The following is a 26293-nucleotide window of genomic DNA, read 5'->3' on the forward strand; positions in this document are numbered from 1 at the left end:
TGCCGGCTTTTTTAATGGGTGATAGTTTTTTCTTATGGGCGGCGCGCGATGAGTAACTCCATACCAGAACTGGCTTGTACAATCCTCCCTGCTCTGCCCGGTCAGCCGGAGAACCCCGTCAGTTGGCCCGAAAGCAGCCTGAACTGCGCCGATATCAAAATGCATCTCGATGAATTCCAGCGCTGGCTGGGGGTCGCTTTTGATGAAGGCATCTCTGCCGAGGTGTTGATTGAAGCGCGTACCGAGTTTATCGACCAACTGCTGCAGCGGCTGTGGCTGCTGTACGGCTTTGGCGAAGTGGATGACGCTGCGCTGGTTGCCGTTGGCGGCTACGGTCGCGGCGAGCTGCACCCGCTTTCCGACGTTGACCTGCTGATTCTGAGCCGTAAAAAGCTGCCCGATGAGCAGGCGCAAAAAATTGGCGAACTGCTGACGCTGCTGTGGGACATCAAGCTGGAAGTGGGCCACAGCGTACGTACGCTGGAAGAGTGCCTGTTGGAAGGCTTATCAGACTTAACTGTCGCCACCAACCTGATTGAATCACGCCTGCTGATTGGCGACGTGGCGCTGTTCCTTGAGCTGCAGAAACATATCTTCAGCGAGGGCTTCTGGCCGTCAGAGAACTTTTTCCCGGCCAAAGTCGCCGAGCAGGAAACGCGCCACCAGCGCTATCACGGCACCAGTTACAACCTCGAACCGGACATTAAAAGCAGCCCCGGCGGCCTACGCGACATCCACACCATTCAGTGGGTCGCCCGCCGTCACTTTGGCGCCACCTCGCTCGACGAAATGGTGAGCTTTGGCTTCCTGACCGAAGCGGAGCGTAATGAGCTGAACGAGTGCTTGCACCTGCTATGGCGCATCCGTTTCGCCCTGCATCTTGAACTCAACCGCTATGATAACCGTCTGCTGTTCGACCGCCAGCTTAGCGTGGCCCACCGTCTGAAGTACGAAGGCGAAGGCAACCAGCCAATCGAACACATGATGAAGGACTTCTATCGCGTCACTCGCCGCGTCGGCGAGCTGAATCACATGTTGCTACAGCTGTTCGATGAGGCGATCCTCGCGCTCACCGAAGATGAAAAGCCGCGGGCGATTGACGATGACTTCCAGCTGCGCGGCACGCTTATCGATCTGCGCGACGATACCCTGTTCATCCGCGAGCCGCAGGCCATTCTGCGCATGTTCCACATCATGGTGCGTAACAGCAGCATTACCGGTATTTACTCGACCACGCTACGCCATCTACGTCATGCGCGTCGCCACCTCAGCCAGCCACTGTGCTATATCCCGGAAGCGCGTGAGCTGTTCCTGAGCATGCTTCGCCACCAGGGCGCCGTCAGCCGTGGCCTGCTGCCGATGCACCGTCACAGCGTGCTGTGGGCCTATATGCCACAGTGGTCCTATATCGTCGGTCAGATGCAGTTTGACCTGTTCCATGCCTACACCGTGGATGAACATACGATTCGCGTGATGCTGAAGCTTGAGAGCTTTGCCCACGAAGAGACGCGACCGCGCCATCCGCTGTGCGTCGACCTCTGGCCGCGGCTGAATCATCCGGAACTTATCCTGATTGCCGCCCTGTTCCACGATATCGCCAAAGGGCGCGGCGGCGACCACTCCATTCTCGGTGCACAGGATGTCCTGAAGTTCGCCGAGCTGCACGGCCTGAACTCGCGGGAAACCCAACTGGTCGCCTGGCTGGTACGTCAGCATCTGTTGATGTCGGTCACCGCACAGCGCCGCGATATTCAGGACCCAGAAGTCATTAAACAGTTTGCCGAAGAGGTGCAGACCGAGCATCGCCTGCGCTTCCTGGTGTGCCTGACGGTTGCCGATATCTGCGCCACCAACGAAACCCTGTGGAATAGTTGGAAGCAGAGCCTGCTGCGCGAACTCTACTTCGCCACCGAGAAACAGTTGCGTCGTGGGATGCAGAACACGCCGGATATGCGCGAGCGCGTTCGTCACCATCAGATGCAGGCGCTGGCGCTGCTGCGCATGGACAACATCAACGAAGAAGCGCTGCACCAAATCTGGAACCGCTGCCGCGCCAACTACTTTGTGCGCCATACGCCGAACCAGCTTGCGTGGCATGCCCGCCATTTGCTCAAGCACGACCTGACGCAACCGATGATCCTGCTCAGCCCGCAGGCCACCCGCGGCGGTACGGAGATCTTTATCTGGAGCCCGGACCGCCCCTACCTGTTCGCCGCCGTGTGCGCCGAGCTTGACCGCCGCAACCTCAGCGTCCATGACGCACAGATTTTCACCACCCGCGACGGCATGGCGATGGACTCGTTTATCGTCCTTGAGCCAGACGGCAGCCCGCTCTCCGGCGACCGCCACGAAGCCATCCGCTTTGGGCTGGAGCAGGCGATCACCCAGCGCAGCTGGCAGCCACCGCAGCCACGTCGTCAGGCAGCAAAACTGCGCCACTTCTCGGTCGATACCGAGGTCAATTTCCTGCCGACCCACACCGACCGGAAATCGTTCCTCGAGCTTATCGCGCTCGACCAACCCGGCCTGCTTGCTCGCGTCGGCCAGGTGTTTGCCGACCTCGGGATCTCGCTCCACGGGGCGAGAATTACGACAATTGGTGAACGAGTAGAAGATTTATTTATAATCGCCACCGCCGACCGGCGTGCACTTAATAATGTGCTCCAGCAAGAAGTGCAACAACGGTTGACAGCAGCCCTCAATCCAAACGATAAAGGGTGACGTATTTTTTTTAAGTAAATGGAAAGAGTAAACAATGCAGCAATTACAGAACGTTATTGAGTCCGCTTTTGAGCGTCGCGCCGACATCACGCCGGCAAATGTGGATACCGTAACCCGCGAAGCGGTTAACCAGGTGATTTCCCTGCTGGATTCCGGCGCGCTGCGTGTCGCTGAAAAGATTGACGGTCAGTGGGTGACTCACCAATGGCTGAAGAAAGCGGTTCTGCTCTCTTTCCGTATTAACGATAACCAGGTTATCGACGGTGCGGAAAGCCGCTACTTCGATAAAGTACCAATGAAATTCGCTGACTACGACGAAGCGCGTTTCCAGAAAGAAGGTTTCCGCGTGGTGCCACCGGCAGCCGTTCGTCAGGGCGCATTCATCGCTCGCAACACCGTGCTGATGCCATCCTACGTGAACATCGGTGCTTACGTTGACGAAGGCTCTATGGTAGATACCTGGGCGACCGTGGGTTCTTGCGCGCAGATCGGTAAAAACGTTCACCTGTCCGGCGGCGTCGGCATCGGTGGCGTACTGGAGCCGCTGCAGGCGAACCCAACCATCATCGAAGACAACTGCTTCATCGGCGCACGCTCCGAAGTGGTTGAAGGCGTTATCGTGGAAGAAGGCTCTGTTATCTCCATGGGCGTATACCTGGGCCAGAGCACCAAAATCTACGACCGCGAAACCGGTGAAGTATTCTATGGCCGCGTACCGGCAGGCTCCGTTGTCGTTTCCGGCAACCTGCCATCCAAAGATGGCAAGTACAGCCTGTACTGTGCGGTGATTGTGAAAAAAGTAGACGCCAAAACCCGTGGTAAAGTGGGCATCAACGAGCTACTGCGTACTATCGATTAATAAGATGCGAAAAAGCGGGGGCAACCCCGCTTTTTTTTATTCGTAAGCTGGCGGAAATAGATTTTTTCGTTAATTATTCAATAGTTAATTTAGATCAGGGGTACCGCTATGTACGATAATTTGAAAAGCCTGGGGATCACCAATCCCGATGAAATCGATCGTTACAGCCTCCGGCAGGAAGCCAACAACGATATCCTGAAAATCTATTTCCAGAAGGATAAGGGTGAGTTTTTCGCCAAGAGCGTGAAGTTCAAATACCCACGCCAGCGTAAAACGATTGCCGGCGATGGTCAGGGCTTCAAAGAAGTGCAGGAGATCAGCCCAAACCTGCGCTACGTGATTGATGAGCTGGACCAGATTTGCCAGCGCGATCGCACCGAAGTCGATCTTAAGCGTAAGATCCTCGACGATCTGCGCCATCTCGAAAGCGTCGTGACCAACAAGATCAGCGAGATTGAAGCCGATCTGGAGAAGTTAACGCGCAATAAGTAGATTTTGTGCGGTTTGTCTTCCCGGTGCGGCCTGATGCCCTCACCCGGGCCCTCTCCCACAGGAGAGGGAGCAAACCCTAAAAACGGCAACTTAACGTTGCCGTTTTGCTTTTACCTACCGTTGTTCATCCAACTGCAACGCAATATACAGCAGTAAACGATCGTCAAAATTGCCCAAATCCAGCCCGGTCAATTCTGAGATTCGATTGAGCCGATACTCCAGCGTATTGCGGTGAATAAACAGCGCCTTTGAGGTTGCCAGTGGCTGCACGTTATGGCGAAACCAGGCCGTCAACGTACGACGCAGCAGGCCGTTGTTATCCATCGCCTTCAGACGCATCAGCGGACGCGACAGCTCATTGGCCTGCCAGCCACCGCGCAGGCTGTCGAGCAGCACCGGCAGCATCAAATCCTGGTAAAAATAGCTGCGGCTCTCCGGCATACGCTGCTTACCCACCATCATGGTGGTGCGCGCCGTACGGTAGGAACGGGCGATGCTGCCCGGCCCGGTAAAATAGTTGCCCAGCGCCACGCGAAAACGCAGATGCCCGTTCTCTTTCATGCGGGAGATCAGCTGTTCCACGCGCTTCTGGTGATCTTCCGCGTCCCAACGGCCAAACTGATTGAGCGCCGGTTTCAGCACTACCATCTCGGTCAGCGAGACTATCGCAATCAGGTTGTTACGCTCCGGCGTCGTCAGCGCATTTTGCAGCTGCTGAAGCTCCGCCATCGCACTATCAACGCCCAGTTGTCCGCTGTCGACCTCCACCACCGCCGCGACGCGTGGCTGATTAAGGTCAATGCCCAGTCGCTGCGCCCATTCAGTCAGCGCCGGCGTGTTCTCCTCGGCCTGAATCAGGTTCATCACCAGCTCTTCACGCAGTCGGCTATCCTGCGCCAACAGATGCATCAGGCGCGATTGCTCAAGCATCATCTCTGCGGTCATGCACACCAGTTCGCCATATTTGCGCAGCGTTTCCGGTTCACCGGTCAGACCGATAACACCAACGATCTCACCTTCCAGGCGCAATGGCAGGTTGATCCCCTGACGCACACCGTGCAGATGACGGGCAACGGCATCATCGATATCCACCACGCGCCCTTGTGAGAGTACCAGCAGCGCGCCTTCGTGCAATTCCCCAATACGTTCACGATCGCCGCTGCCGATAATGCGCCCGCGGGCATCCATTACGTTGATATTGGTATCGATAATGCGCATCGTGCGCGCCACGATATCCTGCGCCATTTTAGTATCAAGATGCCAGCTAGCCATGAACCCCTCCTGTGAGCAGGTTACATGATAGGAAAGATGCAAAATCGCCGCACTGTGCAAATGCACAAAGCACGGTTGAGATCTATGGAGTTGTGGGGTGCTTCACATTACGAAGGGAAAAACCCTTTCCCCGGGCGGGGAAAGGGTTGAGGTCTCGATTACTGCATCAGCAGATAGATGGAGCTATCGCCACGCTGGATATTCAGCGCCAGTACCGAAGGTTTGCTATCGAGGATTTTACGCAGCTCAGCGATGTTTTTAACCGCCTGCTGGTTGGCGCCGACGATAATATCCCCTTTCTTCAGGCCAATCTGCGCCGCCGGAGAACCCGCTTTTACGGTATTCACCACGACACCTTTGTCCTGACCTTTGTTGCTCATTTCAGCCCCTTCGATACCGCTGAAGATTGAGCTGGAGTCAACCTGAGTCTGGCTGCTCTGCTGCAGTTCCAGATCCACCGTTACCGGCTTACCGTCACGCAGCAGGCCGAGGCTGATTTTGCTGCCTACCGGCATGGTGCCAACCTGCGCACGCAGCGCGGCGAAGCTGCTGATTGCCTTGCCGTTCAGTGAGGTGATCACGTCACCGGCTTTGATCCCGGCTTTCGCCGCCGAAGAGTTCGGCATCACCTGGCTTACGAAGGCACCGCGCTGGGCGTCGACTTTCATCGCTTTCGCCAGTTCGGAGTTCAGCTCGGTACCCATGATACCCAGCTCACCGCGTTTCACCTGGCCGAATTTCACCATCTGGTCGGTCAGGTTTTTCACCATGTTGCTCGGGATGGCGAAACCGATACCGATGTTACCGCCGTCCGGTGCGAGGATCGCGGTATTAATACCGATAAGCTCACCGTTCAGGTTCACCAGCGCGCCGCCGGAGTTACCGCGGTTAATTGCCGCATCGGTCTGGATAAAGTTTTCGTAGTTTTCAACGTTCAGGCCGCTACGACCCAGCGCGGAGACGATACCGGAGGTCACGGTTTCACCCAGGCCGAACGGGTTACCGATAGCCACGGTGTAGTCGCCGACGCGCAGGGCGTCAGAGTCCGCCAGCTTAATCGCCGTCAGGTTTTTCGGATCCTGAATCTGAATCAGCGCAATGTCAGAACGCGGGTCTTTACCAACCACTTTCGCGTCAAACTTACGGCCGTCGCTCAGCTGAACCTTAATGGTATTGGCATTATCCACCACATGGTTGTTGGTCACGACGTAACCTTTCGCCGCGTCAATCACCACCCCGGAGCCGAGGGCCATAAATTTCTGCTGCTGCTGTGGCTGATTGCCACCGTTACCGCCATCCGGGCCTGCACCGCCCTGGCAGAACGGAGAGCTCTGGAACGGAGAACCGTCCTGGCAGAACGGCGAGTTGTCGCCAAAGAACTGCTGGAAGTTACGTCCCATACGCGGCGTGTTTACCGTTGTGCTGCCCTCAACATTAATGCTGACGACAGACGGCATAACCTTTTCCAGCATCGGTGCCAGACTTGGCATTGGCTGTGCGGCGGATGCGGAAGAAGATGCCGTCTCGGCCGCGCTAGCGGACAACGGAGACAGAGCCAGACTTAAACTAAGAGCCAGTGCACTCATTGCTAACGTGGTTTTTTTCATGTGTTTCAATCTCAATATCAGATTACGCAAAATTGCTGTGTTCGTGACTATCAGATTCACTTTATGGCACTAAGTTCCGTACAACTGCATCTGCTAAAAGTAAAAATTTATTGAGCGTCTTTACAAAACTTCTGATTATTCCACCGCCATCAACCGCCGATATTCATCCCAGGCGTAGAGGTCGGTCATCCCGCTGATATAATCCTGCAGCAGGCGGCAACGATAATAATATTCCATCACCGGAAACTCAACGGAATCACGGGAGAGTTTATTTACTGCCTCAACGTAAGCTAAACGATGACGCGTTGAGAGTTTACAAAACAACCGTGATTCGATAGGCAAGTGACGCACGCGTTCTTGCTCAACTAATTCGCTGAAGTCGCTTAAGGATAATTTAAGCAAAGGCGCGTAAATATCTAATAACCCGCCAATCACCCGATAGCCTTGTAATTCTAACTGTTCGACTTCAGGATGACTAAAGACATGTTTTCTAGCCACATTTTTATATAGCTTCAACAACTGGCTATAGCTACTGTCATCTTCCAGTAGTGCATGATTAAAATCACCCTGGTAGATCTGTGGCAGATTTTCAATAAATCGCTGCGCCGCGTAGGGCACCAGCTTATTTAAAGTATTCACCCGCAAATACATAAAGAACTGATCTTCCGTACTGCGGCTTAATGAATTCGCCCGGGATTTATCCCAGGCATTTTCCACCACCTGAGCAAACAACGAGCCTTTGGTGTGTTCAGGCCAGGCATCATATAAATGCTGGTACAGCTGCTCAACGCTGAAGATCCTTTTTTCTACCGCATCTTCGAGGTCAGCCACGCAATAAGAGATATCATCAGCGGCTTCCATAATCCACGTTAATGGGAATCGATTGTAAGGCGCTAAATCCAGTTCTTTACGTAAGCGTTCAATATAGTGCTCTTCCGCCAGGTAGTAGCCCGGTTTTTTCATTAAATAGCTGTGCGTCGCCGGGGTCTCCGTCGACCACCACGCCGGGCGTGTATATTTTAAAATACAGCCAACCTGCGCCCAGGTCAGGTTCATACGCATCAGGGTATGCACCAGGCGAATCCCCTGCGCATTGCCTTCAAAATGACAAAGATCCTGACGCACTTTGCTGCGCAGCGTATTGAGCGTCTCTTCGCCTTCACGGAGTCGAAGGTCGATAACCTCGCAGCGGTCGTGGCTCAGCGGTTGACGAAGCGCGTCTTTTGGCGCCAGCCGCTGGCTGAACCAATCGTTGATTGCCGCTTCACCAAAATGACCAAACGGCGGGTTGCCGATATCGTGCATCAGGCAGGCCATCTCAACGATGCTTTCAAACGGCCCGGTCAGTTCGTCCAGGCCATAGGCCACCAGCAGATGTTTTTCCTTTAAGCGGCTTAACACCTCTTTGGCGATATAGCGCCCCACCTGCTGTACTTCCATCGAGTGCGTCAGGCGGGTTCGCACCGCGGCGTTGCGCTCCAGCGGGAATACCTGCGTTTTTTGCTGCAGGCGGCGGATGGCCGGTGAGTTGATAATGCGCCCGCGATCGCTTTCAAAAATACGCAGAATCTCATGCTCGGAGCTGACACCCTGCGGCGAGCGATAGCGCCGACGCCAGTTAATTTTGTTGCGAAAATCAATCTTAGCCATAGCCTCTCCGTCGCGAGCTTCCTATTACAAGAAATGCGCTTCCCCTGAACCACATGATAAACTATGCCTTTAAACCTGGCACATCGCGAGTAAATCTATGAAAATCGGCATTATTGGCGCAATGGAAGAAGAAGTTACGCTGCTGCGTGACAAAATCGAAAATCGTCAGACTATCACCATCGGCGGTAGCGAAATCTACACCGGCCAGCTGAACGGCGTGGATGTGGCGTTACTGAAATCCGGGATTGGCAAAGTGGCCGCCGCAATGGGCGCCACGCTGCTGCTGGAGCGCTGCCAGCCGGACGTGATTATCAACACCGGTTCCGCGGGTGGCCTGGCGCCAACGCTGAAAGTGGGCGATATCGTGGTTTCTGACGAAGCGCGCTACCACGATGCCGACGTCACTGCATTTGGCTATGAAATTGGCCAGATGGCAGGTTGCCCGGCGGCGTTCAAAGCCGACGACAAACTGGTTGCCGCCGCTGAAGCGTGCATCAAATCCCTCGACCTGAATGCCGTACGCGGCCTGATTGTCAGCGGCGATGCCTTTATTAACGGTTCCGAAGCGCTGGCAAAAATCCGCACCAACTTCCCGCAGGCGATTGCGGTAGAGATGGAAGCGACAGCGATTGCCCACGTTTGCCACAGCTTTGCCGTGCCGTTCGTGGTCGTCCGCGCGATTTCCGACGTGGCCGACCAGCAGTCTCACCTGAGCTTCGAAGAGTTCCTGGCCGTTGCTGCGAAGCAGTCGACCCTGATGGTCGAAACGCTGGTGCAGAAACTGGCGCGTGGCTAAGCGACTCCTGACAGGGCTGCTCGCCCTGCTGCTTAGCGCCCCGGCGTGGCTTGTCGCCGCGCCGCGGGTCATCACCCTCTCCCCCGCCAATACCGAACTGGCTTTTGCCGCCGGCATCACCCCCGTTGGCGTCAGCGCATGGTCTGATTATCCCGCTGCGGCAAAAGAGATCGAACAGGTTGCCTCCTGGCAGGGCATTAACCTCGAGCGTATTGTCGCCCTGCACCCGGACGTCGTGCTGGCGTGGAAAGAAGGTAACGCCGAGCGTCAGGTGAACCAGCTGCGTTCACTGGGCATTACCGTGCTGTGGGTCGATTCGCACAGCATTGAAGAGATCGCCGCAACGCTTCGCCAGTTGGCGAAATGGAGCCCGCAGCCCGAAAAAGCCGAACAGGCCGCTGCCACACTGCTGCATGACTATGCGCAGCTAAAGGAGCAGTATGCAAAAGCACCGAAAAAAAGGGTGTTTATGCAGTTCGGCTTTAACCCCATTTTCACCAGCAACAAAAGCGCCATCCAGAACCAGATACTGGAAGTGTGCGGTGGCCAAAATATCTTTGCCGACAGCCGCGTGGCCTGGCCTCAGGTCAGCCGTGAACAGGTGCTGATGCGCCAGCCGCAGGTGATTGTTGCCGCGGGCGATGCGGGTCAGATTCCGAAAATTCAGCACTACTGGGCTAGTCAGCTCACAATCCCCATTATTCCCCTTAATAGTGACTGGTTTGAACGCGCAAGCCCACGTATTATCCTCGCCGCAAAACAACTCTGTACTGCACTATCGCAGGTTAATTAATCAGGTAATAGGTCATGCTTGTCTACTGGCTGGATATTGTTGGCACCATCGTCTTCGCTGTCTCCGGCGTCTTGCTGGCAGGGAAACTGCGTATGGACCCCTTTGGCGTTCTGGTACTTGGCGTGGTGACCGCCGTGGGTGGCGGAACCATTCGTGATATGGCGCTCGCCAACGGCCCGGTCTTCTGGGTGAAAGACCCTACTGACCTGGTCGTAGCGATGGTCACCTCAATGCTGACTATCGTGCTGGTTCGTCAACCACGACGCTTGCCAAAATGGGTGCTGCCGGTGCTGGATGCCGTGGGGCTGGCGGTGTTCGTGGGGATTGGCGTGAACAAGGCGTTTATCGCCCACTCCGGGCCGCTGGTTGCCGTCTGTATGGGTGTCGTTACCGGCGTCGGCGGCGGGATAATTCGCGACGTACTGGCGCGCGAAGTGCCGATGATCCTGCGAACCGAAATCTACGCCACGGCCTGTATTATCGGCGGGATTGTGCACGCGACGGCCTATTACACCTTCCAGATACCGCTGGAGAACGCCAGTATGATGGGGATGGTGGTGACGCTAGCTATTCGCCTGGCGGCGATTCGCTGGCATCTGAAGCTGCCGACTTTTGCGCTGGATGATAACGGTCGTTAAACCTGCGTAGCCCGGCCAAGCGCAGCGCCGCCGGGGATGCCCCGGAGTCGGCGCTAGCGCACCTCGTCCGGGCTACAAAAGATGCACACAAAAAAACCACCTTTCGGTGGTTTTTTTATCTATCTGGTCAGCAAGCTTAGATGCTGAAGGAAGAACCGCAGCCGCAGGTGCTGGTTGCGTTCGGGTTGGTCACGATAAAGCGCGAACCTTCCAGACCTTCGGTATAGTCCACCGAACCGCCGACCAGATACTGCAGGCTCATCGGATCAACCACCAGGCCTACGCCCTGTTTTTCGATGGTCATGTCGCCTTCGTTGATCTGGTCATCAAAGGTAAAGCCATACTGGAAGCCGCTGCAGCCGCCGCCTGTGATATACACGCGCAGCTTCAGGTTTGGATTCTCTTCATCCGCAATCAGGACTTTTACTTTTTTGGCTGCGGCGTCGGTAAACTCCAGCGGCAGCACTACGTCATCACTCATTTTTTGCTCCCATTAATACAGCGGGTCTGGGCAAATAATAACCCGACTCTTTTGGTCATTATCTAATACCCTGGTAAATCGTTCAAGTATTCTCCGGGGCCGACTGCCTGGCCTTAGCCTCTTGCTCGGCCTCCTGTTTCGCCAGGGTTCGCGCCAGAATCGTGGCGTAGAGCGGCTGCCCGCCGAGGAACTGCGCCAATAGCGTGGCACCGAGACCGGTAATAATCATTGGCAAAATGAGCTGATAATTGTCGGTCATCTCCAGCACCAGCACAATGCCGGTGAGCGGAGCGCGGACAGAAGCCGCCAGCAGCGCGCCCATTCCGGCAATCGCGAAGGTCCCCGCCTCCAGATTGTAGGCCGGGAACAGATGCATCGCCGCCATACCGAAGGCCGTTCCCAGCAGCGTGCCCAGCGCCAGCATTGGCGCAAAAATCCCGCCCGGTGCGCCGGAGGAGAAGCACAGCAGCGTGGTGATAACGCGGGCGACAAACAGGAACAGCAGCGAACCGACGGTAAAGTTCCCCGCCGCCGCAATCGGGATCAGGTTAAACCCGCCGCCCGCCGCTGCTGATTGAAACAGCCCCAGCACGCCGCAGCCGCCGCCAATCAGGCCGCCAATCAGCACCCATTTTGTCGTGTTACCGCCGTGGATACGGAAAAACATATCCTGGGTTTTCAGCACCAGAGTATTAAACAGCGGACCAACACAGCCGAAAATCACACCCAGCACCAGATACAGCCACAGCGTGTTGACCGGCGCGTTGGTCAGCTTACCCACTTCAATCACCGGCGTTTCGCCGTTGAAGATGCGGAACATGATGCTCGACATGATAACGCCGGTGAATACCGCTTTAATCGAGATCAGGCTGTAGCGGAACTGCGGACGCATCTCTTCGATGATAAACAGGATGCCCGCCAGCGGCGCATTAAACGCCGCCGACAGACCCGCCGCCGCGCCGGTTGCCAGCAGCGTGTGCCGCGACTCTTCGTCACGCTGACGGAAAATATCGCCGACCATACGGCCGATATTGCCGCCGATTTGCACCGTCGGCCCTTCACGACCAAGCACCATGCCCGAACCCAGCGTGCCCATCCCACCGAAGAATTTCACCGGCAGCACGCGCCACCAGCGGACCGGGCGCAGGTCTTCCAGCGCACCTTCAATCTCCGGGATCCCCGAACCGCCCGCTTCCGGCGCAAAGCGCCGCATCAGCCAGTAGCCAAACATCGCCAGCAGCGCCGACAGCACAAACGCCAGCGGCCAGACCAGATACCAGCGGTCAGCAACCTGCGCCAGCGTGCCAATACGCAGGTTCAGCACCCAGTTCACCGCATGCTCAAACGCTACGCCGACCAGCCCCACAAGCGAGCCAACGATGGCGGACATCAGCAGCACCATCAGCGGGGTTTTATCGCGATTCAATAATTTACGCACTACGTCGCGGCGGCGTAAACGCACCATCCGCTGTGCCTCTAAAGGGGGTATTTCTGCTCTCATACCGTCATCACTAATTGGTAATACAAATACGAAGGGAAGGCATTTTACCCAGTCATATGCGCGACGTCGCGAAAAAATTGCGCGGCGAATGCTTTGTTACAGCAGGGTAAAGACGTAGTTCATCACAGGTTAGTATGAATAGAGAGAAAGTGGCGCAGAAGATCGTTTGAACGGACCTGACCGGTTGACGTCCCTGGTGTTGGGATCTCTGCGCCTGATAAGAAAGGGCTATCGTCAACATGCCTCCAGGCGGAGGCATGTTTTTAGGTTGTGTAATACCTTACTCTTCTACTGGCTCAGGCTTCTTTTTCGCCAACAGGTTGTAAGCCACCAGCAGAGCGAAAATACCGGTAATCGTCATGGTGATGGTGCCCGGCGTCATAAAGCGCGCCATGTTGCCAAGAATAATCCCCACTACGCCGAAGTCGGTATCGGAGAAGGTGGTGTTGGTTAAGCCCAGCGCACCCAGTACCGGAATCAGCGCCACCGGTAAGAAGGTAATCAGAATACCGTGAGCGAAGGCACCGAGAATCGCACCGCGTTTACCGCCGGTCGCATTACCGAATACCCCTGCCGTTGCCCCACAGAAGAAGTGAGGTACGACGCCCGGCAGAATCAGTACCCACTTGAGCTGCCCAAGGATGAACAGACCCACCAGACCACCGACAAAGCTTGAGATAAAGCCGACTAACACCGCGTTCGGCGCATACGGGAAGACGATTGGGCAGTCCAGCGCTGGACGTGCGTTAGGCACCAGGCGCTCGGAGAAACCGGTAAATGCCGGAACGATCTCCGCCAGAATTAAACGCACACCCTGCAGGATAATAAATACCCCAGCCGCAAAGGTGATGGCCTGGATAAAGGAGTAGACCAGGTAGTTCTGACCGTGGCTAAAGTGACTCTCGACGTACTCTTTACCTGCGGAAATCGACAGGACCAGATAAATGATCATCATTGTCAGAGAGATAGAGATCGTGCTATCGCGCAGGAAGCTCAGGTTCTTCGGCATGTTCATCTCTTCGGTAGATTTAGAACCTTTACCGACGACAGAACCGATCCACCCAGAAAGCACGTAGCCAACCGTACCGGTATGCGCCAGAGCTACCTGGTCATTACCGATAATTTTACGCATATAAGGTTGTGCAATGGCTGGGAAGAAGCCCATTAACATGCCGAGCGCCAGTGAACCGGTATAAATAAGCTGAACGCCTTCGAAGCCGGCTACCGACAGAATAATGGCCACCATACAGGCCATGTAGAAGGTCACATGCCCGGACAGGTAGATATATTTTAAACGAGTGAATCTCGCCACCACGATATTCGCGACCATACCGAACGCCATGATAAGCGTGGTTGGTGCGCCATATTTTTCCAGCGCAATAGAGACCATCGCCTCATTGTTCGGAATAATACCCTGCACATCAAAGGCCTGCTTGAAGATATCACCTAACGGCGATAGCGAGCCGACCAGAACTAAAGCCCCTCCGGATAACACCAGGAAGCCCAGTATCGTTTTAACGGTCCCTTTAATGACGTCAGGGAAGGATTTTTTTTGTGCCACCAGGCCGAATAGCGCCACCAGTCCGACAAGGATTGATGGCACCTTCAGGATATCAACAATAAGCTGTAAAACGTTTTGAACAAACATATTAACCTCTGTCGCAGGGTATTTTTCTTGCCCGACTTAATTATTGCTGGTCAAAGTAGTCTTTTATTTTTTGTTCAACTTCGTTCAGGTCGATAATGTTATTAATCACAATAACTTTATCTGCCGGTAAGTTAGCGCTGAAGGCGATATCTTTCGCCATCACGAAAACATCGGCCACATCGGGCGTGACGGAACCCAAGTCAGAGTGTTCAACGTCCGCGGTGATATTAATTTTTTTGAGCACCTTTTTGATGTTCATTTCCATCATAAAGCTGCTACCCAGACCTGAACCACATACCGCCATAATTTTCATAGTAGACCTCATATTTTTACGATTGGGGTGTCATTAACAAGACGCCGACGTTTCACCGAGTAAAATCGCCTGCAATTCTTCAGTACTTTGCGTATCAAAAATCTGCTGCATCACCTCATCATCTGACAGCACTTCAGCGAGCTGCGAAATCATTTCAATGTGGCTATTGCTGTCCGGGGCGGAGAACATAAAAATCGCGTCCACCGGATCGTTCTCTTCTGAATTGAACTCAACCGCCTGGCCCAGTTTGACGATAGAGAGCCCCAGCGCCATTGCGCCCTGCTCGGGTCGCGTATGCGGCATCGCGATGCGCGGAGCAATCACGAAATAGGGACCGATCTCTTCTTTCTGTTTGATAATCGAATCGATATAGGCCGGTGAAATCGCTCCTTCATCCAGCAGCGGGCGGCCTGCAATCTGAATCGCCTCTTTCCAGTCACTTACCGATTGAACATACTGAACTTTGTTTTTATTCAGCCAGTTGGATAATGTTGGCATGGAGATTACCTATCGTTCTTAATGATAAAAATGGGTGACTACAGCATGCGACGGGCCGTTTCCGTCACATTCTCTTTCGTAAAGCCAAAGTATTTAAACAGGACGCTCGCTGGCGCAGATTCCCCAAAGGAGTCCATGCCGATAACCTTCCCATCCAGCCCGGTATAGCGCTGCCAGAACCCTTCAATACTGGCTTCTATCGCCAGACGGTTACGCACACTCTTCGGCAATACGAACTCTTTGTAAGCCTCATCCTGCTTATCAAAGCGCTCGGTGCACGGCATGGAAACGACGCGAATCTGGTGGCCTTCCTGTTGCAGCGTACGGGCGGCGGCAACCGCCAGCGCCACCTCAGAACCTGCGGATATCAGGATCAGCTCAGGTTCACCGTCGCAGTCGACCAGCACATAACCGCCACGCGCAATATTGTTAAGCTGTTCCGCGCTGCGAGCCTGCTGTTCAAGCGGCTGGCGGGTCAGCACTAAGGCCGAAGGCCCGTCCTGACGTTCAATTGCCTGCTGCCAGGAGACCGCCACTTCCACCTGATCGCATCCGCGCCAGGTTTCCATATTCGGCGTCAGGCGCAGCGAGGCCAGTTGCTCAACCGGCTGGTGCGTCGGGCCATCTTCGCCCAAACCAATGGTGTCGTGGGTATAGACAAAGATGGCGCGAATTTTCATCAGCGCCGCCATGCGCAGCGCATTGCGGGCATATTCCATAAACATCAGGAAGGTGCCGCCGTAAGGGATAAACCCGCCGTGCAGCGCCAGACCATTCATGATGGCGGACATGCCAAATTCACGAACGCCATAAGAAAGGTAGTTCCCCGCCCCGTGCTCGGCGGTAAAATCGACGGACTTCTGATGCCTGGTCAGGTTAGACGGCGAAAGATCCGCAGACCCACCCATCAACTCAGGCATCATATCGGCGAAAAAATTTAAGCAGTTCTGGCTCACCTGACGCGTGGCCAGCGATGCCGGGTTGGCCTGCAAATCATCAATATAGTGCTGGATATTCCCTGCCCACTGCGCAGGCAGTTCGCCCTTCATACGGCGTACAAACTCGGCGGCCAGTTCAGGCCATTGCAGCGCATAGTCGGCAAACAGTGCCTCCCATGCCTGCTCGTCCTGCGCCCCTTTTTCGGTCGCATCCCAGGCGGCATAGATATCGGCAGGAATTTCAAACGGCGGATACGGCCATTCAAGGCGTTCACGTACCAGGGCAACTTCATCGGCCCCCAGCGCAGAGCCGTGGCATTCATGGCTGTCCGCTTTATTCGGCGAGCCGAAACCGATAATGGTTTTACAACACAGCAGGCTCGGTTTATCGCTGACCAGTTTGGCTTCGCGAACGGCAGCGTCAATCGCCTGCGGGTCGTGACCATCAATACCTTCAATCACGTGCCAGCCATAGGCGCGGAAGCGGGCGGCGGTATCTTCAGCAAACCAGCCTTCAACGTGCCCATCGATAGAGATGCCATTATCGTCCCAGACGGCAATCAGGTTCCCCAACCCTAAAGTTCCGGCCAGGCTGCATGCTTCATGGGAGATGCCTTCCATCAGGCAGCCATCGCCCAGGAAAAGCCAGGTGTGGTGATCGACGACATCAAACCCAGGTTTATTGAATTCAGCGGCCAGCGCTTTTTCGGCAATGGCCATGCCGACGGCGTTCGCTACCCCTTGCCCCAACGGGCCGGTGGTGGTCTCAACGCCCGGCGTATAGCCATACTCCGGGTGACCAGGCGTACGCGAGTGAAGCTGACGGAATTCACGGATGTCATTCATGCTCAGGTCATAACCCGTGAGGTGCAACAGAGAATAAAGCAGCATCGAGCCATGACCATTCGACTGCACATAGCGATCGCGGTTAAACCACTGCGGATTTTTAGGGTTATGGCGAAGGTGATGACGCCAGACAACCTCGGCAATATCAGCCATACCCATCGGTGCGCCCGGATGGCCGGAGTTGGCTTTCTGAATCGCGTCGACGCTCAGAATTCGAATGGCATTCGCTAATTTTCTGTTGCTCATACGTCTCTCTTTTTACCTGGATTTTACGTTCAACAATAACGTTTGCGGGGTTTTCCCCACGCCAGCATGAATAGACATGTCGAAAGAAACCTTAGTTTTTATCGTTGTATCACGCCGCCATACGGTTCAACGCGGCTTGAATTCTCTTTCGGCAACCAGCAATAAAATAAACATTAAAATACAATGAATTACTTTATATTCTTACGATATTACTGCATCCTTACGCCTTTCAATATACGTCTATACATGTTTCACTTGTCTAGTCATCTTGATGATGCACATAGACGTGTCCAGATACAATATGCAAAAATGCATTTTATCGCGATGCGGCGTTTGTTCACTCAAATTCGTTAACTTGCTCACAATATGACGTTAACGGTCTGGTCGACAGAAAACAAAGTCAGGCATACATGTAAACAGGATCCAGCGGCGTTATCGCCCACATTGGTTAGGAAGAAAGTCGATGGTTGATGGCATTACAGAGAAGCAAAAAGAGGTGGTCGATTACATTCTCAGGAAGATAAAGACCGATGGTCTTTTGCCAGGGGATAAACTGGACACAGAGATTGCTATTGCCAAAAATATCGGCATCACGCGAGCCACGGTGCGCGAGGCCACGCGCCTGTTGATCGAGCAACAGCGAATTTACCGCGTGAAAGGCTCCGGTTTGTTCGTTGGCGCCATCGGCAAAAGCAACCATTCCGGCAGATTCCACGCCCTGTCACCTTTTGATTTCCAGGCGCAGAAGAGTGGTCATAAAGGCGTCAGAAAAGTCATTAAATTCAGCATTATGAAAGTGCCATCGCCGGAAATCGCTCAGTCATTACGGATAAAAAATAGCGATCAGATCTATAAAATTTTACGACTGATGTGTTTTGACGATATTCCCGTCGCCCTTGAGCATATCCATCTGCCGGTCAATATGTTTACCAGCATGGAATTAAGCCAGCTCGAAATATCAAAATATAGCTATATCGAAAGCATCACCGGTAAAAAGGTCCAGCGCCGCGATCAGAATTTAACCGCGATCAACCTGGTTGACGAAGATATCCTTAATTTATTGAATCTTAAAGAGAACGACTCCGTTCTCGAACTTGATGAAACCGTTTATCTCGATGACGGCACCCCCTGCGAAGTCAATATCGCCATCATCAACACGCGTATTTTCCCCCTGAGACAAAACTCAACCCGCTCATAAGGCGGGTCATTTTCAGCCAGACCTCGCCGCTGCTGATAACAAGGCAGCCACTATCATTTCTGTTGCCCAACATTCACGCCACAATGGTCAAAAATTTCATAACCTCTATGGAATAATTTAGAATAGCGGGCAAAACATTTTCCACGAACCAGGATCCTGGCAATGAGCAAATCTGAAAACCTGTATAGCGCTGCGCGTGAACTTATCCCAGGCGGGGTGAACTCGCCGGTACGTGCCTTCACCGGCGTGGGCGGTACGCCGCTGTTTATCGAGCGTGCGGACGGCGCGTATCTGTACGACGTGGATGGCAAAGCCTATATCGACTATGTCGGTTCCTGGGGGCCGATGGTACTGGGCCATAACCACCCTGCTATTCGTAATGCGGTGATTGAAGCGGCCGAGCGTGGTCTGAGCTTCGGTGCGCCGACCGAGATGGAAGTCACTATGGCTAAGCTGGTTACTGAACTGGTGCCAACCATGGACATGGTGCGTATGGTGAACTCCGGTACCGAAGCAACCATGAGCGCCATTCGCCTGGCGCGCGGCTTTACTGGCCGTGACAAAATCATCAAATTCGAAGGCTGCTACCACGGCCACGCCGACTGCCTGCTGGTTAAAGCAGGCTCCGGCGCGCTGACCCTCGGCCAGCCAAACTCACCGGGTGTACCGGCCGATTTCGCTAAGCACACCCTCACCTGCACCTATAACGATCTCGCGTCCGTACGCGCGGCGTTCGAGCAGTTCCCGCAGGATATTGCCTGCATCATCGTTGAACCGGTTGCCGGCAACATGAACTGCATTCCACCGCAGGCTGATTTCCTGCCGGGCCTGCGCGCGCTGTGTGACGAGTTCGGCGCGCTGTTGATTATCGATGAAGTGATGACCGGCTTCCGCGTGGCGCTGGCTGGGGCGCAGTCCTACTACGACGTGGTGCCGGATCTGACCTGCCTTGGCAAAATCATCGGCGGCGGTATGCCGGTAGGCGCCTTCGGCGGTCGTCGCGACGTGATGGATGCGCTGGCGCCAACCGGCCCGGTGTATCAGGCGGGTACCCTCTCCGGTAACCCAATTGCCATGGCAGCGGGCTTCGCCTGTCTGACCGAAGTGGCACAGCCTGGCGTTCACGAAACCCTGACCGACCTGACCAACCAACTGGCGCAAGGTCTGCTGGATGCCGCGCAGGAAACCGGTATTCCACTGGTGGTGAACAACGTGGGCGGCATGTTCGGGATCTTCTTCACCGATGCCAAAGAAGTAACCTGCTATCAGGACGTGCTGAAGTGCGACGTTGAGCGCTTTAAACGTTTCTTCCATCTGATGCTGGATGAAGGCGTGTATCTGGCGCCGTCGGCGTTTGAAGCAGGCTTTATGTCTATCGCCCACAGCGAAGACGATATCAACAACACCGTTGATGCGGCGCGTCGGGTGTTTGCGCAGCTGTAAGTCTGGCGTATCCCCGGCGGCGCTGCGCTTGGCCGGGCTACATACTGCGAGCAATAAAAAATGGCCATGCAAATAGGCATGGCCATTTTTGTAGCCCGGTCGAGCGCAGCGACGCCGGGAAACCTAACGGCTTTGCTTTCTCAACAAATAGATAAAATACGGCGCACCGATAAAGGTCGACAGCAGCCCTGCTGGCACCTGATACGGGAACATCAGCATGCGCCCACACCAGTCAGCAAACACCAGTATCAGCCCACCTATCAGTGCCGACATCACGATATGCGGCATCGTCCGGCGGAAGCCCATCATGCGCGCAATATGCGGCGCCATCAGCCCGACAAAGCTTAGCGGCCCGATGGTCAGCGTCGCCGCCGCCGTTAAGCACGCCGCCAGCAGCAGCAGGCTGATACGCGCCGGTGATAGCGCCATACCGATAGAGCGCGCCGTTTCGCCACCCAGCGGCAGGATGGTTAACCAGCGGCGGCAAAGCGGCACCAGCAACAGGAAAATCACCATGGCAGTAGCCGACTGCGCCACCTGCTTGCCGGTCGCGTTATAGGTTGAACCGGCAATCCACGTCAGGATCTGCGCCATGCGCGGGTCACCGCTCGCCTGCAGCATCATCAGCAGCATGGTGAACGCGGTACTCAGCGCCATCCCCGCCAACAGCATACGATGCGGCGAAAATCCGCCGCGCCCGGCGGCAATCAGGATAACCAGCAGCGTGACCGCCGCGCCCAGGCTGCCCGCCGGCAGCAGCCAGACAAACGCGTTGCCCGGCACCACAAACAGCATCAGTACCACGCCAAACGCCGCGCCGGAGCTGATCCCCAGCACTTCCGGGCTCGCCATCGGGTTGCCGGTTAAGCGCTGAATAATACAGCCCGCCACCGCCAGCATCACCCCGGCAATCAGCGCCGAGGCGATACGCGGCCAGCGCCACTGAATCAGTTCGTCGAGCAGGGTACCGCTCGCCCAGTGCCAGCTGTGCGCATCGCGGCCCAGCGACAGCGCAGCAAACATTGCCGCTAACAGAATCACCAGTCCGCCCAGCGCAAACCACTGCACGTGCTGACGTTCATTCGCCACACTGTCGTTAGCGTTCATCGACGGTGCGCTCATGCTGCGCAGGCGCGGCAGCAGCCAAAGCAGCAGCGGTGCACCAATCAGTGCGGTCACGGAGCCGGTGGAGACTTCCATCCACACCCGGGTAAGCCAGAGGATTATCTGATCGGAGAGCCACAGAATCAGCGCGCCAATCAGCGGGGCCAGCATCAGGCGGGAGAGCAAACGTCGTGCACCCAGCATCTTCGCCAGCAGCGGGGCAAACAGGCCGATAAAGCCGATAATCCCCACCGCGTTGACGAGGAAGGCACTGATAACGATAGCCAGCGTTAACGCGCCCAGACGCGCCAGCGATAGCGCCAGACCCAGGTTGCGGGCCACGCCGTCATCCAGCCCCATCAGCGTTAACGGGCGCAGCAGCAGCAGCGTGAGCATCACGCCGCCGAGCAACTGCGGCCACAGACGTTGCACGATGCTCCAGTCGGTCTGGGTCAGCGTCCCGGTGCTCCACAGGAACATACTTTGCAGCTGGTCGTGATGGAAAATCACCATCAACTGGTTAATCGCGCCGCAGTACAGACTCACCACCAGCCCGGCCAGAATCAGCGTCACCGGCGAGAGGCGTTTACCCCACGCCACGCCGAAGACCAGCGCACCGACGATGCAGGCCCCCGCCAGCGCAGCAAACTGCGAGGCCAGCACGCCTGGAATGGCCCACAGTGCGGTAATGGTCATCCCCAACTGCGCGCCGGTCGCCACGCCAAGCGTGGTTGGCTCAGCCAATGGGTTACGCAGCACCTGCTGGAACAGCACGCCCACCAGCCCCAGTCCGGCGCCGACCAGCAGTGAGATAGTCAGGCGAGGCAGCAGGCTGTAGTGGAACAGCATCTGATCGATGGCGTTAATATCCGGCTGGCGTATTGCCTGGAACCAGAGCGTGTGAGGCAGCGCAATGTTGAAGTTAAACCAGGTCAGCGCCAGCCCGACAATAAACAGCGCCAGCAGTAACAGCGTGGCAAAAGGAGAGCGGGTCGTTTTCACGCTTTGCCTCCCAGTGCGTTATCAAGAATGCGAGCGAAGTTCATCGCCGACAGCGTCGCGCCGTAGAACCAGACCGCCGGAACGTTCTGCACCCGGTTCGCGCGGACAAACGGCATCGCCTGCCATAACGGCGTGGCGGCCAGTTGGCGCATATCAGCGGCATTACCGTGGTCAAAGCAGAGCACATCGACGTCTTTGTAGGCCGCCAGGCGGTCGATACCGACCACCGTGCTCCCCCAGAAGTTTGTCTCCCCCTGCCAGGCGTTCTTCACGCCCAGACGATCGAGGATCTCCTGGAAGAGGCAGTTCGGGCCAAACACCAGCATATGGCGAGGGTCGAGCAGCGACATGATCAGCACCGGGCGTTCGCCACGCGAGACAAAGCGTGGCTTGAGGCTGTCGATGTAGGCATCAAATTTCGCCAGATGGCGATGAGCGACGTCCTGCTTATTGAGCAGTTCCGCCATCTCCAGCAGCGAGCGCCGCGCTTGCTCCAGCGGCTGTTTACCATCGCTGAAGGCAAAGCTGCGCCCCGGCGCAATACGCGCGAGGATCTTTGGTGAAGGGCCATAGCCCGCAGACCAGACCAGCATCGAGGGCTTCATCTGGGTCAGCAGTTCAAGATTGGGCTCAGTACGCAGCCCCACGTCAATCACCGAGTCCGGCAGCACCGGTTCGTTGACCCACATGCGATAGTTGGGGATATCCGCCACGCCGTAAGGGGTGACGCCCAGCGCCAGCATTAGTTCGACGGGCAGCCACTCCAGCGCCACGATACGTTCAGCGTTCACCGGCGCGGCCTGGGCTTTTTGCATCTGCCAGAGCAGCGGCGAGAGCGCCATCGCCGCCAGAAAACGGCGGCGGTTTATCAAATTCGAATCAGTCATCAATAGACAAAACTTACCGGTGCGGCACCGGCTGGATGCGGAAGAATACCCATTGGGATGCCGTAAATCTGCTCCAGCGTGTCGCTGCGCATCAGTTCGTCCGGCGAGCCCTGGGCAATCATTTCGCCGCCGCGAAGCGCCACCAGATAGTCGCAGTAGCGCGCCGCCATGTTGATATCGTGCAGAACGGCAACCACCGTCAGGCCACGCTGCTGGCTTAAGCGGTGCACCAGCGCCAGCACGTCGACCTGATGGGCAATATCGAGCGCCGAGGTTGGCTCGTCGAGCAGCAGGCAGCGGCTATCCTGCGCCACCAGCATGGCAATCCACGCGCGCTGACGTTCGCCGCCGGAGAGGCTATCGACCAGGCGATGCGCCAGCGGTTTAAGCCCCACGAGGGAAATCGCTTCCTCGACCTTTTCACGATCGGCCACGCCGAAACGGCCCAACGCGCCGTGCCACGGGTAGCGACCAATGGCGACGAGTTCACGCACGGTCATCCCTTCTGCAGGCGGCAGCTGCTGCGGCAGATAGGCAACCTTACGGGCAAAAGCTTTGCTGTTCCAGCTCGCCAGCGGCTGACCGTCCAGTAGGATCTCACCTTCCGACGGAGCCTGATGACGGCCAAGCATTTTCAGCAGCGTGGATTTACCGGAGCCGTTATGGCCGATAAGGCCGGTCACTTTGCCCGCGGGAAAAGTTAGGGAGAGAGGATGAAGAAGCGTACGGCCTGGAACGCGAAAAACGACCTGTTCCAGAGAAAAGGTCGTATCAGAATGAGTTGTCTTGTCCTGCATAACCGTCAACATGTTAAAGGGCGCGGAAAACCCGCGCCCTGGAGGTGGTTAGAAACGGAACGTTGCGGTAGCAACAACCTGGCGCTCAGCGCCCCAGTAGCACGCGTATTCGCTGTAGCAGCTGGAGACGTATTCACGGTTGAACAGGTTATTGACGTTAACAGCAATGGATGAACCCGGCAGGCCTACGCGCGCCAGATCGTATTTCACCATCGCATCGGCAACGGTATAGCCGCCTACGCTAAACTGCTCGTTTTTCTTGCCAGTCGTGGTATCGCTTTTGTAGTAGCTAACGGTAGAGCCCGTATAACGAACGCCTGCACCGAAGGTTAGACCACTCAGCGCCGTGTCGTAGAAGGTATAATCCGTCCACAGAGAAGCCTGGTTACGCGGTACTTCTGCAGGACGCTTACCTTTGAAGGTCGTATCCTCAGTGTATTCCGCATCCGTGTAGCTATAAGCTGCCGTCACGTTAATGTTTTCATTAACCGCTGCTTTTGCTTCCAGCTCAATACCGCGAGAACGAATCTCCCCGGTCTGAACGCTATACCAACCGGTGGTATCGTTCGGATCGGAAGTCAGGTTCTTGTCTTTGGTCAGTTGATACACCGCCCCCGTCAGTACTACCGGCATATCTTTTGGTACGTACTTCACACCGGCTTCATACTGCTTACCGCGAGATGGGTCGAACGGCTTGCCTTCTTTGGTCGTTCCCGACGTTGGCTCGAAAGATTCGCTATAACTGAAATATGGTGAAATACCATTATCAAACAGATAGTTAAGACCACCACGCCAGGTGAACTGCTGGTCATGGTTCTGAGCCAGAGAGTTGTCGGAACGAGTTAAGGTTGAAGCCATCGCGTAGTCATAACGACCACCCAGCGTCAGCACCCATTTATCCCACTCCATCTGATCCTGTGCATACAGGCCAGTCTGTTCCATACGGTTAAGCACGACATAGTGAGAGGTGATCTTGACACCAGGGTTGCCATACTGCGGATTATTCATATCCAGCGCGTTGGCATCGCCATACACTGCGTTCACATCATTACGCATGCGTGAATAGTCAACGCCTGTCAGCAGAGTATGCTCAACATCGCCCGTAGCAAAATCGGACTGCAGTTGCGTATCAACCGTGAAGGCATTGAGGTTCTCATCTGAACGCACATACTTACGCTGGATCTGACCCGGATCTATGTAACCAAAACCATATACCGAACGGTACAGGGTTTTCACCTGGTCGTAGCGCAGGTTCTGGCGCACGGTGAAGGTGTCGTTAAATTCGTGAGAGAAGCTGTAGCCCACCATCTGCTGGCGGCGCTGCATTTTGTTGTCCTGTTCGCCTTCGTTGAAGTCAGTCGGCAACTTGTGAGAATTGCCGTTGGCATCAACGTACGGAACCAACGTACCTTCACGCGGCAGCCAGCCGTAGTAACCCGCATCCGGATCGCTCTGGAAGTTGCTCAGGAAGGTGAAGTCCGTTTTATCATCCGGACGCCAACTGAAGGATGGAGCGATAGCATAACGACTCGCTTTGGCCATATCCTGCTGTGTGTCCTGGCTGCGGCCTAAACCGGTCAGGCGATAAGACCACACGCCTGCGTCATCAATCGCATCACTAAAGTCAAAACCGGTCTGCCAGAGGTTATCTGTGCCCATTTTGAATTGAATTTCACGCAGCGGTTCAGTGGTCGGGCGTTTGCTGACCATGCTGACGATACCGCCAGGGTTGCTGTTGCCGTACAGCACGGAAGTTGGCCCGCGCATCACTTCTACGCGTTCCAGGAAATAAGGGTCCATAGAGACTTCAGAGTAGTTATTTCCCTGAAGCTTCATACCATCCAGATACTGGTTGGTGTTAACCGTTGTTGGCGACGTAAAACCACGGATAGAAACCACATCATAAGTCGAAGAACTTCCGCGAGTAGAGAAGACACTTGGCGTGTACGCCATTGCTTCTTTAACGGTCGTCGGCTGATGGATATCCATCTCCTGACGGGTAATCACCGAAACAGACTGCGGAGTCTTCTCAATCGGAGTATCAGTCTTGGTTGTCGTTGCGGAGTGTTTTGCCGCAATCGTCGCCGCCGGACCCCAGGCACTTTCCTGAGCCGCCGGAGCTGCGGTGACGGTGATGGTTTCTTCTTTAGGTTGTTCTGCTGCCTGTGCATATACAGACATGCCGCTAACCGCCGTGGCTACTACAACTGCGAGTTTACGCAGCGAGTGGGTTGGCTGAGCAGTTTTTAGACGCGCCATTGGTATATCTCTGATGAAGTGAATGATAACGTAAACGAGAATTATTATTATAACGATGGGAATAATAGGTCATGCATTGGACGCATAGCAAGCGATATAAGTCCCTACCAGAATTAAGGGGTTAAGAATTAAACAGATGAAAAAGCGGCGTTAAGGAAAAGAAAAAACTTAGGGATAAAAAAAGCCTCTGCACGACGCAGAGGCTTAGTATTAATACGGTATCGAGCCATCCCGGAGTCGGCGTGAACGCCTCGTCCGGGCTACAGCCTATGTTGTAGCCCGGCCGAACGAAGTGACGCCGGGG

The 26293-nt window shown here is 55.3% G+C and carries 21 protein-coding genes; 8 read left to right on the top strand and 13 right to left on the bottom strand.

What is annotated here, in order from left to right; all coding sequences use genetic code 11:
- The first annotated feature begins 48 nt into the window (after positions 1 to 48).
- From glnD to HII27_RS19470, 3 genes are all read left to right on the top strand, one after another.
- Entirely contained in the window at positions 49 to 2721 is a 2673-nt protein-coding gene (gene glnD, locus HII27_RS19460) for a bifunctional uridylyltransferase/uridylyl-removing protein GlnD (protein WP_223883250.1), read from the top strand.
- 34 nt (positions 2722 to 2755) lie between these two features.
- The gene (gene dapD / locus HII27_RS19465; protein WP_004872026.1) at positions 2756 to 3580 is read left to right on the top strand and encodes a 2,3,4,5-tetrahydropyridine-2,6-dicarboxylate N-succinyltransferase; all 825 of its coding nucleotides are present in this window, start codon (positions 2756 to 2758) and stop codon (positions 3578 to 3580) included.
- Between the two features lie 108 nt (positions 3581 to 3688).
- Positions 3689 to 4072, top strand: coding sequence for a DUF3461 family protein (locus tag HII27_RS19470; RefSeq protein ID WP_035891957.1), 384 nt, complete (start codon positions 3689 to 3691; stop codon positions 4070 to 4072).
- A 114-nt stretch (positions 4073 to 4186) separates the two neighbouring features.
- On the opposite strand, the gene cdaR is transcribed toward HII27_RS19470, so the two are convergent.
- The 3 genes from cdaR to dgt form a co-directional block, all read right to left on the bottom strand.
- Positions 4187 to 5344, bottom strand: coding sequence for a DNA-binding transcriptional regulator CdaR (gene cdaR, locus HII27_RS19475; RefSeq protein ID WP_185669224.1), 1158 nt, complete (start codon positions 5342 to 5344; stop codon positions 4187 to 4189).
- A 158-nt stretch (positions 5345 to 5502) separates the two neighbouring features.
- Positions 5503 to 6951 (bottom strand): serine endoprotease DegP, encoded by a 1449-nt coding sequence (degP, locus tag HII27_RS19480; protein ID WP_185669225.1) that lies wholly within the window; start codon positions 6949 to 6951, stop codon positions 5503 to 5505.
- 135 nt (positions 6952 to 7086) lie between these two features.
- Positions 7087 to 8601: a dGTPase gene (gene dgt / locus HII27_RS19485; RefSeq protein WP_185669226.1), complete on the bottom strand. Its 1515-nt coding sequence runs from the start codon at positions 8599 to 8601 to the stop codon at positions 7087 to 7089.
- A 97-nt stretch (positions 8602 to 8698) separates the two neighbouring features.
- On the opposite strand from dgt, the gene mtnN reads away from it, so the two are divergent.
- The 3 genes from mtnN to HII27_RS19500 are packed head-to-tail and all read left to right on the top strand — an operon-like array spanning position 8699 to position 10828.
- Positions 8699 to 9397, top strand: coding sequence for a 5'-methylthioadenosine/S-adenosylhomocysteine nucleosidase (gene mtnN / locus HII27_RS19490; protein ID WP_185669227.1), 699 nt, complete (start codon positions 8699 to 8701; stop codon positions 9395 to 9397).
- Positions 9390 to 10190 carry a vitamin B12 ABC transporter substrate-binding protein BtuF gene (gene btuF, locus HII27_RS19495; RefSeq protein ID WP_185669228.1) on the top strand — a complete coding sequence of 267 codons (801 nt, stop codon included), beginning with the start codon at positions 9390 to 9392 and terminating at the stop codon, positions 10188 to 10190. Before mtnN ends, btuF begins: the two co-directional genes overlap by 8 nt.
- Positions 10191 to 10204: 14 nt before the next feature.
- A complete protein-coding gene (locus HII27_RS19500; protein WP_185669229.1) occupies positions 10205 to 10828 on the top strand; it encodes a TRIC cation channel family protein in 624 nt (207 codons plus the stop codon).
- A 136-nt stretch (positions 10829 to 10964) separates the two neighbouring features.
- On the opposite strand, the gene erpA is transcribed toward HII27_RS19500, so the two are convergent.
- From erpA to tkt, 6 genes are all read right to left on the bottom strand, one after another.
- Positions 10965 to 11309, bottom strand: a complete 345-nt coding sequence (gene erpA / locus HII27_RS19505) for an iron-sulfur cluster insertion protein ErpA (protein WP_035891950.1) — start codon at positions 11307 to 11309, stop codon at positions 10965 to 10967.
- Positions 11310 to 11391: 82 nt separating this feature from the next.
- Complete coding sequence (clcA, locus tag HII27_RS19510) at positions 11392 to 12810, bottom strand: H(+)/Cl(-) exchange transporter ClcA (protein WP_185669230.1); 1419 nt, start codon at positions 12808 to 12810, stop codon at positions 11392 to 11394.
- Between the two features lie 280 nt (positions 12811 to 13090).
- A complete protein-coding gene (locus tag HII27_RS19515) occupies positions 13091 to 14458 on the bottom strand; it encodes a PTS ascorbate transporter subunit IIC (protein WP_185669231.1) in 1368 nt (455 codons plus the stop codon).
- Positions 14459 to 14498: 40 nt separating this feature from the next.
- Positions 14499 to 14771 carry a PTS sugar transporter subunit IIB gene (locus HII27_RS19520; protein ID WP_185669232.1) on the bottom strand — a complete coding sequence of 91 codons (273 nt, stop codon included), beginning with the start codon at positions 14769 to 14771 and terminating at the stop codon, positions 14499 to 14501.
- Between the two features lie 33 nt (positions 14772 to 14804).
- Complete coding sequence (locus tag HII27_RS19525; RefSeq protein WP_185669233.1) at positions 14805 to 15269, bottom strand: PTS sugar transporter subunit IIA; 465 nt, start codon at positions 15267 to 15269, stop codon at positions 14805 to 14807.
- Positions 15270 to 15307: 38 nt separating this feature from the next.
- A complete protein-coding gene (gene tkt, locus HII27_RS19530) occupies positions 15308 to 17299 on the bottom strand; it encodes a transketolase (protein WP_185669234.1) in 1992 nt (663 codons plus the stop codon).
- A 463-nt stretch (positions 17300 to 17762) separates the two neighbouring features.
- Between tkt and HII27_RS19535 the strand changes: the two genes are divergently transcribed.
- Together HII27_RS19535 and hemL are read left to right on the top strand one after the other, a co-directional pair.
- The gene (locus tag HII27_RS19535) at positions 17763 to 18497 is read left to right on the top strand and encodes a GntR family transcriptional regulator (protein ID WP_106925532.1); all 735 of its coding nucleotides are present in this window, start codon (positions 17763 to 17765) and stop codon (positions 18495 to 18497) included.
- 162 nt (positions 18498 to 18659) lie between these two features.
- Entirely contained in the window at positions 18660 to 19940 is a 1281-nt protein-coding gene (hemL, locus tag HII27_RS19540) for a glutamate-1-semialdehyde 2,1-aminomutase (RefSeq protein ID WP_185669235.1), read from the top strand.
- Between the two features lie 123 nt (positions 19941 to 20063).
- Here the strand turns inward: hemL and fhuB are convergent, their stop codons facing one another.
- The 4 genes from fhuB to fhuA are packed head-to-tail and all read right to left on the bottom strand — an operon-like array spanning position 20064 to position 25989.
- The gene (fhuB, locus tag HII27_RS19545) at positions 20064 to 22046 is read right to left on the bottom strand and encodes a Fe(3+)-hydroxamate ABC transporter permease FhuB (protein ID WP_185669236.1); all 1983 of its coding nucleotides are present in this window, start codon (positions 22044 to 22046) and stop codon (positions 20064 to 20066) included.
- Positions 22043 to 22933, bottom strand: a complete 891-nt coding sequence (gene fhuD / locus HII27_RS19550) for a Fe(3+)-hydroxamate ABC transporter substrate-binding protein FhuD (protein ID WP_185669237.1) — start codon at positions 22931 to 22933, stop codon at positions 22043 to 22045. The genes fhuB and fhuD overlap by 4 nt, the downstream gene beginning before the upstream one ends.
- Positions 22933 to 23730 carry a Fe3+-hydroxamate ABC transporter ATP-binding protein FhuC gene (gene fhuC, locus HII27_RS19555; protein WP_185669238.1) on the bottom strand — a complete coding sequence of 266 codons (798 nt, stop codon included), beginning with the start codon at positions 23728 to 23730 and terminating at the stop codon, positions 22933 to 22935. The genes fhuD and fhuC overlap by 1 nt, the downstream gene beginning before the upstream one ends.
- A 48-nt stretch (positions 23731 to 23778) precedes the next feature.
- The gene (gene fhuA / locus HII27_RS19560; protein WP_185669239.1) at positions 23779 to 25989 is read right to left on the bottom strand and encodes a ferrichrome porin FhuA; all 2211 of its coding nucleotides are present in this window, start codon (positions 25987 to 25989) and stop codon (positions 23779 to 23781) included.
- Between the last annotated feature and the right edge of the window lie 304 nt (positions 25990 to 26293).

The organism is Kluyvera sichuanensis (assembly GCF_014218705.1).
Taxonomy (GTDB): Bacteria; Pseudomonadota; Gammaproteobacteria; order Enterobacterales; family Enterobacteriaceae; genus Kluyvera; species Kluyvera sichuanensis.